This is a genomic window from Cypionkella sp. PAMC25878 (genome assembly GCF_058135695.1).
Genome location: NZ_CM176871.1, coordinates 3,880,143 through 3,893,339 on the forward strand (window position 1 = coordinate 3,880,143; position 13,197 = coordinate 3,893,339).

The 13,197-nt window shown below is 61.3% G+C and carries 11 protein-coding genes; 3 read left to right on the forward strand and 8 right to left on the reverse strand.

The window, feature by feature from the left end:
- Nucleotides 1-33 precede the first annotated feature (33 nt).
- The 8 genes from mraY to ACS5RD_RS19115 form a co-directional block, all read right to left on the reverse strand.
- Nucleotides 34-1,116 carry a phospho-N-acetylmuramoyl-pentapeptide-transferase gene (gene mraY, locus ACS5RD_RS19080; protein WP_489928700.1) on the reverse strand — a complete coding sequence of 361 codons (1,083 nt, stop codon included), beginning with the start codon at nucleotides 1,114-1,116 and terminating at the stop codon, nucleotides 34-36.
- Between the two features lie 43 nt (nucleotides 1,117-1,159).
- Nucleotides 1,160-2,608 carry a UDP-N-acetylmuramoyl-tripeptide--D-alanyl-D-alanine ligase gene (locus tag ACS5RD_RS19085; RefSeq protein WP_489928701.1) on the reverse strand — a complete coding sequence of 483 codons (1,449 nt, stop codon included), beginning with the start codon at nucleotides 2,606-2,608 and terminating at the stop codon, nucleotides 1,160-1,162.
- A complete protein-coding gene (locus tag ACS5RD_RS19090) occupies nucleotides 2,605-4,086 on the reverse strand; it encodes a UDP-N-acetylmuramoyl-L-alanyl-D-glutamate--2,6-diaminopimelate ligase (RefSeq protein ID WP_489928702.1) in 1,482 nt (493 codons plus the stop codon). Before ACS5RD_RS19090 ends, ACS5RD_RS19085 begins: the two co-directional genes overlap by 4 nt.
- Before the next feature lie 15 nt (nucleotides 4,087-4,101).
- Nucleotides 4,102-5,889 carry a peptidoglycan D,D-transpeptidase FtsI family protein gene (locus ACS5RD_RS19095; protein WP_054007995.1) on the reverse strand — a complete coding sequence of 596 codons (1,788 nt, stop codon included), beginning with the start codon at nucleotides 5,887-5,889 and terminating at the stop codon, nucleotides 4,102-4,104.
- Nucleotides 5,886-6,257: a cell division protein FtsL gene (ftsL, locus tag ACS5RD_RS19100; protein WP_054007996.1), complete on the reverse strand. Its 372-nt coding sequence runs from the start codon at nucleotides 6,255-6,257 to the stop codon at nucleotides 5,886-5,888. The genes ACS5RD_RS19095 and ftsL overlap by 4 nt, the downstream gene beginning before the upstream one ends.
- A 3-nt stretch (nucleotides 6,258-6,260) precedes the next feature.
- Nucleotides 6,261-7,274 carry a 16S rRNA (cytosine(1402)-N(4))-methyltransferase RsmH gene (gene rsmH, locus ACS5RD_RS19105; protein ID WP_082351753.1) on the reverse strand — a complete coding sequence of 338 codons (1,014 nt, stop codon included), beginning with the start codon at nucleotides 7,272-7,274 and terminating at the stop codon, nucleotides 6,261-6,263.
- Nucleotide 7,275: 1 nt separating this feature from the next.
- Entirely contained in the window at nucleotides 7,276-7,776 is a 501-nt protein-coding gene (locus ACS5RD_RS19110) for a division/cell wall cluster transcriptional repressor MraZ (protein ID WP_054007997.1), read from the reverse strand.
- A 698-nt stretch (nucleotides 7,777-8,474) separates the two neighbouring features.
- Nucleotides 8,475-9,575: an Mrp/NBP35 family ATP-binding protein gene (locus ACS5RD_RS19115; RefSeq protein WP_489928703.1), complete on the reverse strand. Its 1,101-nt coding sequence runs from the start codon at nucleotides 9,573-9,575 to the stop codon at nucleotides 8,475-8,477.
- Between the two features lie 303 nt (nucleotides 9,576-9,878).
- Here ACS5RD_RS19115 and ACS5RD_RS19120 point away from each other — a divergent pair, with 303 nt between their 5' ends.
- The 3 genes from ACS5RD_RS19120 to ACS5RD_RS19130 all read left to right on the forward strand — a co-directional run bounded on the left by ACS5RD_RS19120 (nucleotide 9,879) and on the right by ACS5RD_RS19130 (nucleotide 13,140).
- Complete coding sequence (locus ACS5RD_RS19120) at nucleotides 9,879-10,094, forward strand: DUF1127 domain-containing protein (protein ID WP_054007999.1); 216 nt, start codon at nucleotides 9,879-9,881, stop codon at nucleotides 10,092-10,094.
- Between the two features lie 856 nt (nucleotides 10,095-10,950).
- On the forward strand, nucleotides 10,951-11,889 hold the full coding sequence (locus ACS5RD_RS19125) for an IS110 family transposase (protein WP_489927673.1): 939 nt from the start codon (nucleotides 10,951-10,953) through the stop codon (nucleotides 11,887-11,889).
- Between the two features lie 102 nt (nucleotides 11,890-11,991).
- Entirely contained in the window at nucleotides 11,992-13,140 is a 1,149-nt protein-coding gene (locus tag ACS5RD_RS19130) for a benzoate/H(+) symporter BenE family transporter (protein ID WP_489928704.1), read from the forward strand.
- Nucleotides 13,141-13,197: the final 57 nt, after the last annotated feature.

Here is a 13,197-nt window from a genome sequence, read left to right on the forward strand (position 1 = left end):
GGGTGAACCCCGCCCTACCCATGCCGTGCCGTCTTACCGGACCTTCAGCGTCGCAAGGCCAATCATCGCGAGGATCAGGCTGATGATCCAGAACCGGATGACGATTTGCGGTTCGGCCCAGCCTTTTTTCTCAAAATGATGGTGAATCGGGGCCATCAGGAACACGCGCTTGCCGGTGCGTTTGAAATACAGCACCTGGATGATCACGCTCAGCGCCTCGACCACGAACAAGCCGCCGACGATGGCGAGAACGATTTCGTGTTTGGTGCAGACGGCGATGGCACCAAGGGCGCCGCCGAGGGCGAGTGAGCCGGTGTCGCCCATGAACACCGCCGCCGGGGGGGCGTTGTACCACAGAAAGCCGAGGCCGCCGCCGAACAAAGCGGCGGCGAAAACCAGCAGCTCCCCGGTGCCGGGAACGAAATGCACGCCAAGGTATTCGGCGAAATTATAGTTACCGACGATGTAGGAGATCACCCCCAAGGTGCCGCCCGCAATCATCACCGGCATGATGGCAAGGCCATCAAGCCCATCGGTCAGGTTCACAGCATTGGCGGCCCCGACGATGACGATCATGCCGAAGGGGATGAAAAACACGCCGAAATCCAGCAACACGTTTTTAAACAGTGGCAATGCCAGTTGGTTGGTGAGCTCGGGCGGATGAAAGCTGGACGCGGCATAGGTCGCCATCGCGGCAATGGCGAGGCCCGCGAGCATCCGCACCCGGCCCGAGACGCCCTTGGTGTTTTGTTTGGTGACCTTGGCGTAATCGTCGGCAAAGCCAATCAGCCCAAAGGCCAGCGTCACCAGCACCACGATCCAGACATAGGGATTATCGAGGCGCGCCCACATCAGGGTCGAGACCATCAGCGCCGACAGGATCAAAAGCCCGCCCATGGTGGGGGTGCCTGCCTTGATGAAATGGCTTTGCGGGCCATCGTCGCGGATCGGTTGGCCCTTGCCCTGTTTGCGGCGCAACAGGTCGATCAAGGGTCGGCCAAAGATGAAGCCGAAGATGAGGGCGGTGGCAAAGGCGCAACCGGCGCGGAAGGTGATGTAGCGAAACAGGTTGAAGACGTCGCCGCCATCCGAAAACTCGGTGAGCCAATACAGCATTACGCTTCTCCTTGTTGCGCGCGGGACGGCATGACCACGCGCCTTATTGCTTTGTGTCGGGCGCTGGGTGCCCCAATTTGCGCAGGGCGTCAACGATCAGGCTGACTTTTATACCCTTCGAGCCTTTCACCAGCAGAATATCCCCAGCATCAATCAGGCTGCGCGGGCGGGCGGCAAGGTCGCGCGCATCGCTCACCCACTCGCCACGCTGGGCGCGCGGCAGTTTGACGTAAAGCGCTTTCATCCGGGGGCCGACGCAGTGGATCAGGTCGATTTTGTTCAGATGCGGGTGCTGGGTTATGGCTTCGTGCAGGGCAATTTCGGTGGGGCCAAGTTCCAGCATATCGCCGAGAATGGCGATGCGACGGCCCTTGCCGACGCGGCCAATGCCGTCTTGCGGGGTGGCGGCGATCAGCACATCCAAGGCGGCGGCCAGCGAGGTCGGGTTGGCGTTGAAGGCATCGTCGATCAGATCGAAGCTGGTTTCCTCAACAATATCAAGCTGGATGTGTTCCCGCGTGCCACGACCTGCGGGTGGTTTCCATTGGCCGAGGTCAGAGGCGGCAATCATCGGGTCAAGGTTTAGCGCATCAGCGACGGCCAAAGCGCCAAGCCCGTTGGCGGCGAAGTGGCGGCCAGGGGAGAGGACTTTGAACAGGCTCGGGGTGCCCATACGGGTGGCTTTCACGATGGTGGCGGTGTCGCAGAGGGTGACATCGCTCAGGCGGTAGTCGGCGGTGGTGTTGGCACCAAAAGTGATGGCTTTGGCCCCGACTGCGGCGGCTTTGGCTTGCAGGATCGGGGTGATGCTTTGATCGCCGGGGAAAATCGCGGTGCCACCGGGGCGCAGGCCGTCGAAGATCGCGGCTTTCTCGCGGGCGATGCCTTCCAGATCGTTGAACGCCTCCAGATGCGCCGGGGCGACGATGGTGATCAGGGCGACGTCGAGGTCGGCGAGGCGCGCGAGGGGCGCGATCTCGCCGGGGTGGTTCATGCCGATCTCGATCACCGCGAAGTCGGTGTCGGCGGGCATCCGGGCGAGGGTCAGCGGCACGCCCCAATGGTTGTTGTAGCTGGCCTCGGCGGCGTGGGTGCTGCCTTGGCCAGAGAGGATGCGGCGGAGCATTTCCTTGGTTGAGGTTTTACCGACCGATCCGGTGACGCCGATCACCTTGGCGCGGGTGCGGGCACGGGCGAAAGCGCCCAGCTTTTCAAGCGCTTGCAGCACATCATCGACGATCAGCAAGGGCGCATCGGGGACAACGTCGTCGGGGATGTGGGAAACCAGCGCTGCGGCGGCACCTTTCGCCAAGGCGGTGGCAACGAAATCATGGCCGTCGCGGATGTCTTTCAGCGCCACGAACAGATCGCCGGGTTGGATCGTGCGGGTGTCGATTGAAACGCCGCTGGCGGTCCATATGGCGGTTGAGCGCCCGCCGGTGGCGGTTAATGCGTCGGCAGAGGTCCAAAGCGGATCTAGTTTTGTGGTCATAGCAATCCATCCAGTGCGGCGACGGCGATGCTGGCCTGTTCCACATCGTCAAACGGGTAGATGTTGCCCATGATCACCTGACCGCTCTCATGCCCCTTGCCTGCGACCAGCAAAGCGTCGCCGGGTTGCAGGGCATCGACGGCCAACAGGATCGCCTCGGCACGGTCACCGACCTCGTTGGCTTCGGGGCAAGCGGCCATGATGGCGGCACGGATCAGGGCGGGATCTTCAGAGCGCGGGTTGTCGTCGGTGACATAGAGCACATCGGCATTGGCCTGCGCAGCGGCCCCCATCAGCGGGCGTTTGGTGGTGTCGCGGTCGCCGCCTGCGCCGAACACCACGATCACCCGGCCCATCACATGCGGGCGCAAAGCGCGCAGGGCGGTTTGCAGGGCGTCGGGGGTATGGGCGTAATCAACGAATACCGACGCGCCGTTCAGCCGCGTACCTGCTAATTCCATCCGGCCCCGCACGCCCGAAAGCTGCGGCAGCACGGCGAACACATCGCGCGCGGATTCGCCTGCCCCGATCACCAAGCCAGCGGCCAAAGCCACGTTCTCAGCCTGAAAGCCACCGATCAGGTTCAGGCGCACTTGGTAGGGCGTGCCCTTCCATTCATAGCGCACATCCTGCCCCTTGGCGTCAAAGCGCTGGCCAAGGATCCTCAGATCGCAGCCCTCGCCCGTGCCGACCGAGATTAGGCTTTGCCCCCGCGCCACCGCGATCAGCGCCACCTCATGCCCCTTGGGATCGTTCATGTTGATCACAGCGCAGCCATCTTCGGGCAGCACGCGGTCGAACAAGGCAGCTTTGGCGGCGAAATAAGCCTCGAACGTGTGGTGATAATCGAGGTGGTCTTGGGTGAAGTTGGTAAAACCCGCCGCCTTCAGCCGCACCCCGTCCATCCGGCGCTGATCAAGCCCGTGAGAGGAAGCCTCCATCGCGGCATGGGTGACGCCCTCTGCCGCCGCGAGGCTCAGCATCCGGTGCAAAGTGATCGGGTCGGGCGTTGTATGGGCAGAGGGAGCCGACCATGCGCCTTCAACGCCGGTGGTGCCGATGTTGATCGCGGCATGGCCCAAGGCCATCCAGATCTGCCGCGCAAAGGTCGCCACGGATGTTTTGCCATTGGTCCCGGTGACCGCGACCATCGTGGCGGGCTGATTGCCGAACCACAAAGCCGCCGCACGCGCAATCGCCTCACGCGGGTCTTCGGCGACGATCAGCGCCGCATCGGAGGCGGCCAAAGCCTCTGCCGCCAACCGCGCCCCTGCGGCATCGGTCAAGATCGCAGCGGCACCCTTGGCCAAAGCGCCCGCAATGAACTTAGCACCATGCACCGCCGCCCCCGGCATTGCGGCGAACAGAAATCCGTCTTCCACCGCGCGGCTGTCCAGCGTGATGCCGCGCAGTGCCGGATTGCGGCCTTCGCGGGCGGTCAGGCCCAGATCTGCGAGTGTTTTTGTCCGATCTGCCACAACATGCCCCCAAGCTTAATTCTTGACGGCTACTAGCCCATCCAAGCTGGCAGCTTCAACCTGTGGCCGCATCCCCAGCAAAGGGGCGGCACGGCGAATGATCTCGGCGGCCACCGGAACGGCGGTCCAACCGGCAGTGCGGCGCGGTTTTGACCCGGTGTTTTCCGATGGCTCGTCCAGCGTCACCACCAGCACATATTTCGGATCATTGGCCGGGAACACACTGGCAAAAGTGTTGACGACCTTATCCTTGATATAGCCGCCACCGCGCTTGGTTTTCTCAGCCGTGCCGGTCTTGCCTGCCACCGCATAGCCGGGCACATCGCCCAAGCTGGCGGTGCCTTCGGTGACAACGCGGCGCATCATGCTGACGGCCAGAAGGGCAACACGCTTCGACAGGATCCGCTCGCCCTGCATCGGCTCGGTGCGCTTCAGCAGCGTCGGCGTCACCTTTATGCCGCCATTGGCGATGCTGGCGTAGGCGGTGGCGAGGTTCAGCGGGCTACCCGAGATACCATGGCCATAGGCGGCGGTGATGGTGACGATTTCCGGCCAACGCGCCGGGCGCAAAGGTTTCGCGCCCTTCGCCTCGACCAGTTCCACCGGCGAGGCATCGAACAGGCCCAAAGATTTCAGGAAGGCCTGCTGACGCTCGCCGCCGATCATCATCGCGATATGGGCGGTGCCGACGTTGGAGGATTTCGCAATGATATCAGACACTGACAGCAGCGGGCCGTAGTTGTGGCCCTCAAACTCATTGATCTTGAACTTGCCGTAATACATCGGCGCATTGGCATCGACGAGGGTTTCTGGTGTCACCAAACCCAGCTCAATCGCTTGCGAAGCCGCGAAGATTTTGAAGGTTGAGCCCAGCTCATAGACGCCTTGCACCGCGCGGTTGAACAACGGGCTGTCAGACGGATCGCCCGAGGTCGGGTTGGCGGGGCGGTCGTTCGGATCGAAGGTCGGACCAGCAGCAAGCGCCACGATTTCGCCGGTGTTCACATCCATCAGAATCGCCGCGCCACCCTTGGCGTTCATCATGGTGATGCCCGCGCCCAGCACATCCTCGACCGCCGCCTGCACGGTGATATCCAGCGAGGTGACCAGTGGGGTGCCCGCTTGCGCCGGATCACGCAGCCGCGCGTCTTCGAATTTCTCAAGGCCCGCCGTGCCAATCACTTCGGCGCTGTTTACACCCTCTGCGCCAAAGGACGAGCCCCCGAGAACATGGGCCGCGAGCGTGCCGTTGGGATAAAGCCGCATCTCACGCGGGCCAAACAGCAGGCCGGGGTCGCCGATTTCATGCACCAGTTGCATTTGTTCGGGGCTAAGGACTTTGCGCACCCAGAGGAAGCTGCGGCCATCAGTAAAGCGGCGCAGCAGGGCTTTTTCATCCAGATCGGGGAAGATCGCGGCGAGTTCTTTCGCCACCCGCGCCGGGTCGATCAGATCGCGGGTTTGGACGTACAGCGCATGGGTCAGCATGTTGGTGGCCAGAATCCGGCCATTGCGGTCAACGATATCGGCGCGGCCTGCGTCAATTTCCGCCCCTGCGGAAGCCGTGCGCGGCTCGACCGGTTCCGAGGCCGCAATCGTGCCCATCCGCGCGCCGATCAGGGTGAAGGCGCCGAAAAAGCACAAGGCGAGGATGACAAGGCGCACCTGAGCGCTGCCACGGGATTTGTCGCGCAGGACTTCGTGGCGCAGGCGCAGGTTTTCACGCTCGATGCTGTCGGGGTTCTCACCCTTTTGGCGGGCGTTCAGAATACGGGCCAGTGGGCGCAAAGGCGTGCGGGTCATGGCGTTTGCTCCCCTTCTGTCGCGGCAAGCGTGCCAGACACCATTTCACCGCCCGCAATCGGCAGATTGGTGATCAAAGGTGCTGGCGGGAAGGCGATTTGTGCGGTGACACCGAATTGCTGCGGCACCATAGGCAGCAGGCCAAGGCGGTCAAAGTTCAGCGTCGCCAGATCGCGCAGCCGTTCGGGGCGATTGAGATACGCCCATTCGGCGCGCTCGATCGACAGGCTTTCGCGCAGAGAGCCGATTTCGTTCTGCAAATCAGTCACATCGCGCAATGCGGCTTGGGTCGCGTAATTCTCACGATAGGCCCAAAACCCCAACGCCATCACGGCGAGAAACGACAGAACGTAAAGCACAGGGCGCATGGCTTAGCGGTGTCCTTTTTTGTTGGAAGGTTTCGGCAGATCGGGGGCGTTCAGCGCCGCACCTTCAATGTCTTTGGCAGGCGCTGCGGTGCGCCGTGCGACGCGCAGCTTGGCCGAACGCGCGCGCGGGTTTTCTTCGAGTTCAAGGTCATCCGGGCCAATCGCCTTGCGGGTGACCAATTCAAACCGCGCGGTGGTGTTTTCTTTGACGGGCGCATAGCGATTGGAGTTCGGCTCCTCGCCCGCTGCCTGTTGGAAGAAGCGTTTCACCACGCGGTCTTCCAGCGAATGGAAGGTGACAACGGCCAGCAGCCCACCGGGTTTCAGTGCGCGTTCGGCGGCCAGAAGCCCCTGCACCAGTTGGGTAAATTCCTCATTCACCGCAATGCGCAGGGCTTGGAAAGACCGCGTGGCGGGGTGGCTTTGCCCCGGCTTCGGGCGCGGCAGGCATTTCGCGACAATCTCGGCCAGCCGCAACGTCGTGACAATCGGCTCGGCGCGCTGTTCGACAATCGCATGGGCGATCCGGCGCGAGGCGCGTTCTTCACCGAAATGATAGAGGATATCGGCGAGGCGCTGCTCAGTGGCGGTGTTGACGATATCCGCTGCCGACTCGCCCGATTGGCTCATCCGCATATCGAGGGGGCCGTCTTTCTGAAACGAAAATCCACGTTCGGCCTGATCAATCTGCATCGACGACACGCCGAGATCGAGCACAACGCCATCGAGCAATTCCCCGGCATGTTGATCCATGTCCGAAAAATTCCCCGCCACCAGCCGCAGTTTGTCACCGTATTCCCCCGCCCAAGGCGCCGCCATTTCCAGCGCCAAAGGGTCACGGTCGACGCCGATCACACAATCGGCGCCTGCCTCCAGCAAACCCTTGGTATAGCCGCCTGCCCCAAAGGTGCCGTCCAGCCACAGCCCACGCACAGGGGCGACAGCGGCCAACAAAGGCCGCAACAATACGGGGATATGCGGAGAGCGGCCGATGTTCTGGTCGCGGATCGGGTCCATGTCAGCCCGCCCGCGCAGCCCGGCCGACAAGGGCCAAGGGATCGACACCATCATCGTCGTCATCATTGAATTCGGCGTCGTAGACTTCACGACGATACAGCTTGAAGCGGTTGGTGTAGCCCGCAAAAGCCGCCTCACCAGCAATATCGTCTGCCGAAAAGCCCATCTTGGCGCGCACTTTCAGCGGCAAAACGATCCGGCCATCGGGCTCAATCTCGACCATCACCGAGCGCGAAATCAAATCGCGCTCTGCCTTGTCGCGGTCGTCCGAACCCAGTTCCATCGCTTCGATCTTGGCGGCCAATGCATCGGCGCCAGACTTCGAGTAACACTCGACGAAATTGCGGCTTTTGCCGCCGTAAACCATGTAGACCTTGGGGCGTGCATCATCGGAGGAGGGGTCTTCTGCTTCCAGAATGCGGCGGAAGGCTGCTGGGATGGATACCCGCGCCTTGCTGTCTACCTTCTGGTAGAACTCGCCTCTGAACGCCTCACTCACCATCGGCCTTTCGGCTCCTTTTGGGGTTTTTCAACCCCTGAAATAGAAAAGGCGGACCGAGCTGCTGCCACTGCTCGATCCGCCGTCTGTCCCATCGCTGGGCGTCCTGCTGCGCTTGCCACCTGGGGGAGATGTCTGCTCGCTCGCGCGCCGGATCTGTCAAAGTTGGAAAGGCGGGGTGCCTGTATGAGCCTGTCTTTTTCGCCTTGTTCGGGGTCTTCAGCCGCCCCTGCTTTTTTGTCCCGCCGTTCCGTCTTCGTGAGATAGGGATGCCATGGGATTTCATGGGAAGCAATGGAAATCTTTGGGTGAATGTGGGGAATATCTTGTTTTCGGGTCGAGCGAAAAACAGCATCTTGTGGTTCGGGATGCTAAATTTAGGCAGTAACGCCGCTTTCACAGCGGCGTGAACACTAGATATAGATTTTCAAAAATCTCTCCGCAGGCTCCCATGATTTCCCAAAAATTTTCGGGTGCTTGCAGAAATCACCCAGATGTTGCGCAGAAGCTGGCCGAATCGACGGTTGATTACAACGCAGAAACGTAAAAAACCGGAGTTTCCCCCGGTTTTCCCATGATTTCCCAGATGAAGTGATTCGCCGCAGCGGCTTTCCCATGAAGTCCCATTTGGGATCGGCGGAGGCTGGGGATTCAACCCAGCCTCGTCACCATACCGCGCTCGGTACGTTGAAAACCCAAGCCTAGGCCATGCCACCCGCAATCAGCCTTTGCGCCAAGCGCGCATAGGCCTGCGCATGCGGGCTGTCGCCGACCGCAATCGGCACCCCCGCATCCCCCGCCAGACGCACATCTATAGACAGCGGCAATTCCCCCAAGAACGGCAGGTCCAGCCGCTTGGCTTCTGCCGCGACGCCACCATGACCGAACAGATGTTCCTCGTGGCCGCAGTTCGGGCAGATATAGGTCGACATGTTCTCGATCAGCCCCAGCACCGGGGTTTTCAGTTTTTGGAACATATCCAGCGCCTTACGCGCATCCAGCAAAGCCACATCCTGCGGGGTGGACACCACAATCGCGCCCGTAAGATGGGTGCGCTGGCACAGCGTCAGTTGAATATCGCCCGTCCCCGGTGGCAGGTCGATGATCAGCACATCCAACTCACCCCAAGCCACCTGCCCCAACAACTGCTGCAACGCCCCCATCAGCATCGGGCCGCGCCAGATCACCGCCTCATCTTCCTTCAGCATCAGGCCGATGGACATCATGGTGACGCCATGCGCGTGCAACGGCTCAATAATCTTGCCATCAGGGCTGGCCGGGCGTTTGTTCACCCCCATCATCCGCGGCTGGCTGGGGCCGTATATATCAGCATCCAGCAAGCCTACCCGCCGCCCCTGTTTCGCCAAAGCCACCGCGAGGTTGGAAGACACGGTGGATTTGCCCACCCCGCCCTTACCCGAACCAATCGCGATAATCCGGTCCACGCCTGCAATCCGCGCAGGGCCGCCCTGATGCGGCGTCGGGTGCTGGCCGATCTTCACAGCGCCGGGATTTGCACCCAACATTGGCGGTGCCGCCGTAGCCGGTTTCGGCGCGGGGCCGTGCGCCGTCATCACCGCCTGCACATCCGTCACCCCCGGCAGCGCCTTCACCGCCATCTCTGCCGCCACCTGCGCCGGGGCCAGATCGCGCGCCTCGGCAGGCGTCGGCGCTTCAATAACGAATCGCACGAGGCCACCTTCGACCATCACCGCCCGCACCAGATCGCGCGACACCAGCGTGCCGCCAGGCACCTGCACCCGCGCCAGAACCGCCATCACCTCATCCCGAGTCACGCTCATTGTTTTTCCTTCGCCCGCATTTTAGTTTGTATGCTATCTAAATTAGCAGTTGCGCACCACAAAGTTGTGCGCTTTACCGGAAAGGGCAAGCCCTGTTGACCAAACGCTCAAATATTCAGCGAAGCGCCTGTTAAGTATGAATATTTTACGACACCAAGCCATGCGTGTGCCGCATGGCAGCATTGATCACTCAGACTATTGTGCAGTTGCAGCATTTGCCCCATGTTATCGATAACAGCGGAACAGAAGGGTTTAGGCATCCGGCCAAGACCAACCGCTCGCAGAACAAAAAGTGAGGCTATCATGGCATATGTGAATTCAACCCGCGCCGTCCAAGTATCGGCAACCGACCGTATCTCGGGCATCTTTGCTTCGATCTCGGCAATGCTGGCACGCCGTCGGGTCTATGACCGCACCATCCGCGAATTGCGTCAGCTGACCGACCGTGAGCTGTCCGATCTGGGCATCGCCCGTTCGCTGATCACCGAAATCGCTCGTGAGGCAGCTTACGGCAAGTAATCCCTGAACCGGCCGCTACCTCCTCCCAGCGGTTTGGTTTCACGGCGCGGCGGCGCGCAACTCCTCCCTTGCGCCGTCGCCTTTTTATTCTCTTCGATGAGCCTTCTCCTCCCTTAGGCTCTCGGAAATCGGGTTTCGTGTTTGACTTATGGCAAAAACGAAATCCGACGGTGGCGATCTGGTCTCCTCCCTCAGATCGTCGCACCCTATTCGTCGGGCCAAACCTCCTCCCTTGGCCCTGTCGATCCGGCAGCGATCCCGTCCTCCTCCCTGGGATCGCTGCCACCCTATTCGCGCGGCCCACCTCCTCCCGGGCCTGTGTGATCAGGCGGTGATCCAACCTCCTCCCTGGATCACCGCCACCCTATTTTCTTCGATGAGCCTTCTCCTCCCTTAGGCTCTCGGACACGCGGCGATCTGTTCTCCTCCCTCAGATCGTCGCACCCTATTCGCGCGGCCCACCTCCTCCCGGGCCTGTGTGATCAGGCAGCGGTCCTTACCTCCTCCCTAGGGTCGCTGCCGCTTTAATTCCCCGGCCCACCTCCTCCCGGGCCGGAGATGACGATGACGCGGCCCACCTCCTCCCGGGCAGCGCATCATAAGTTCGAGCGGCCAACCTCCTCCCTGGCCTGCACGATTTGGCGGCACCCTCTTGTCTTATCCTGAATCCAGCTCTTGTGCGATACTGGAGCCGTTGCCCGGCACGGCATTTATGCCGGGCAACGACGGGGGTCGGATCGTTTCCCGCTTGGTCGTGCTGGACCGTGGAGGAGTATGGTCGCCTTCGTCTTTTCTCTTGACCTGAACGGATACTGGGGCCTTGGGCCCGTATGACAAGACAAGGTAGAAAAGACACATGGATGATATCATCGGAATTGATGTTTCCAAAGACACGCTTGACGTCCATCGGCTTGCAGATGGATCAAACCGCCAGTTTCCAAATGGGACAGTTGGCCATAGCAAATTGCTCAAATGGCTTGAGACGCTGCCATCATTGCCCTTGGTAATATATGAAGCGACGGGTGCATATCATCGACAGCTTGAACGGCGACTTGGGGCAAAGGCTTTGTCCTTTGTAAAAGTGAACCCAAAGCAGGCACGCCGGTTTGCCCAAGCCAGCGGCAAGTTGGCAAAGACGGACCGCGTTGACAGCGAAATGCTGGCAAGGATGGGCGTGGCGTTACAGTTGACGCCAAAGACAATACAGGCGGAAAATCTGTATGATCTTAAAGAGTTACTGGCAGCGCGGCGGGCATTGATCAAGGATCGGACTGCCGCCAAGACGCGAAGAGCGACCAGCACCGTAGCGTTGATCAAGGTCCAACTCGACAGAAGGCTGCGCCAGATCGCAGACGACATCGGCAAGATCGATGCGCAAATGTTGGAAGTGGCCAGCAAAGATCAGAACATGGCAAAGCGGATGGAGCAATTGATCAGCATACCAGGGATCGGTATAAATACGGCGCTCATGATCTTAGTTGACATGCCCGAGATTGGCAGCCTGACCAACAAACAAGTCGGCAGCCTCGCGGGTCTTGCTCCGATGTCACAAAGCTCGGGGAAATGGCAGGGCAAGGCGCGGATTTTGGGCGGACGTCCCAACCTGCGCCATGCGATATTTATGCCCGCACTTGTCGCGATCAGGTTCAATTTGGATATGAAGCTGAAATACGCAGCCCTGATCGCTGCGGGGAAAGAAAAGAAGGTCGCGATCACAGCCGTCATGCGAAAGCTTCTTGTGTTAGCAAATGCTCTGCTGCGCGACGATAGAAAATGGGCCGCAAAACCGACTTGACCAAGACGGATACTCCTCCTCCCTAGGGTGCCGCCTTCCTCATCCCCTTGCATCCGCCGATCCGCCCCACGATACTCTGGCTGCGGCAAAACAGGCGGGCTCATGCGGATTTCTATGCTTTCAGCGGCGCTCGTGGCCGCCTTGGTCGGCTACGGCTCTACCATCGCCCTCGTGCTTTCCGCCGCCGCAGCCCTCGGCGCCAGCCCTGCGCAAACCGCCAGCTGGGTGTTCGCAATCTGCATCGCCAAGGCAGTGGGATCGGCCTATCTCAGCTATGCAAACCGCATCCCCGTCGTGCTGGCGTGGTCCACCCCTGGCGCCGCGCTGATCGCCGCCACCAGCGGCATCAGCATGGCCGAGGCTGTGGGTGCTTTCGTGCTCGCAGGCGTGCTGATCGCCTTGACCGGAGCCTTGCGCCCCTTGGGTCGCCTCGTAGCCCTGATCCCGGACGGAGTCGCCGCAGGAATGCTCGCAGGCGTGCTGTTGCCGTTCTGCCTGAAGGGCAGCCTCGCCGCCCAAAGCCTGCCCGGCTTGGTGTTCCCAATGATCGCGGTGTTTCTGCTGGTGCGGCTGAAAAACCCCGCCCTTGCCGTGCTGGCGGCGCTCACCACCGGGCTGATCCTCGCCTTCGTGACCGGAGCAGCACACCTGCCGCAGCTTTCCCTGCCGCTGCCGACCCTGACTTTCATCCCGCCAGCGTTCCGGCTGGATGTGCTGTTGGGCCTCGGCCTGCCGCTGTATCTGGTGACGATGGCCTCGCAAAACCTGCCCGGCTTCGCCACCCTACGCGCCGCCGGATACGAGCCCCCCGTCGGCCCCGCCCTGATCACCACCGGCGGGATTTCTGCCGTCGCCGGCCTGTTTGGCGCGCATACCATCAGCATGGCCGCGATCACGGCGGCGATTTGCCTCGGTGACGACACCCACCCCGACCGCACCCAGCGCTGGAAGGTCGGCCTGGTCTATGCTGGATTCTGGGTCATGCTGGGCTTGCTCGGCCCGGTGATCCTGCCGATTCTTGCCGCCCTGCCACCCGCGTTAATGACAGCTTTGGTGGCTTTGGCGCTGCTTGGGCCGCTGATGGGCGCGCTGACCGGGGCTTTCACCCCACCGCGCACCCGCTTTGCCGCGACGGTGACCTTGGCAGTGACGGCATCAGGAGTCGCCGCTTTCGGGATTGGAGCCGCCTTCTGGGGCTTGCTGGCAGGTCTGGCCGTTTATGCTTTGGAGCGGTTCAAGCCTACTGCCTAACCTCGACACCAAACCGAAATTCGCCACGAATTTCGTGCCGGAATTTCTCAAATTCCG

Bases quoted from the DNA above. Each gene is read 5' to 3' on its own strand.
- ftsL (WP_054007996.1), bottom strand. From the start codon at position 6,257: ATGCGCCCTGTGCTTTACGTTCTGTCGTTTCTCGCCGTGATGGCGTTG.
- ACS5RD_RS19110 (WP_054007997.1), bottom strand. From the start codon at position 7,776: ATGGTGAGTGAGGCGTTCAGAGGCGAGTTCTACCAGAAGGTAGACAGC.
- ACS5RD_RS19095 (WP_054007995.1), bottom strand. From the start codon at position 5,889: ATGACCCGCACGCCTTTGCGCCCACTGGCCCGTATTCTGAACGCCCGC.
- mraY (WP_489928700.1), bottom strand. From the start codon at position 1,116: ATGCTGTATTGGCTCACCGAGTTTTCGGATGGCGGCGACGTCTTCAAC.
- ACS5RD_RS19085 (WP_489928701.1), bottom strand. From the start codon at position 2,608: ATGACCACAAAACTAGATCCGCTTTGGACCTCTGCCGACGCATTAACC.
- ACS5RD_RS19120 (WP_054007999.1), top strand. From the start codon at position 9,879: ATGGCATATGTGAATTCAACCCGCGCCGTCCAAGTATCGGCAACCGAC.
- ACS5RD_RS19130 (WP_489928704.1), top strand. From the start codon at position 11,992: ATGCGGATTTCTATGCTTTCAGCGGCGCTCGTGGCCGCCTTGGTCGGC.
- ACS5RD_RS19115 (WP_489928703.1), bottom strand. From the start codon at position 9,575: ATGAGCGTGACTCGGGATGAGGTGATGGCGGTTCTGGCGCGGGTGCAG.
- ACS5RD_RS19125 (WP_489927673.1), top strand. From the start codon at position 10,951: ATGGATGATATCATCGGAATTGATGTTTCCAAAGACACGCTTGACGTC.
- rsmH (WP_082351753.1), bottom strand. From the start codon at position 7,274: ATGGACCCGATCCGCGACCAGAACATCGGCCGCTCTCCGCATATCCCC.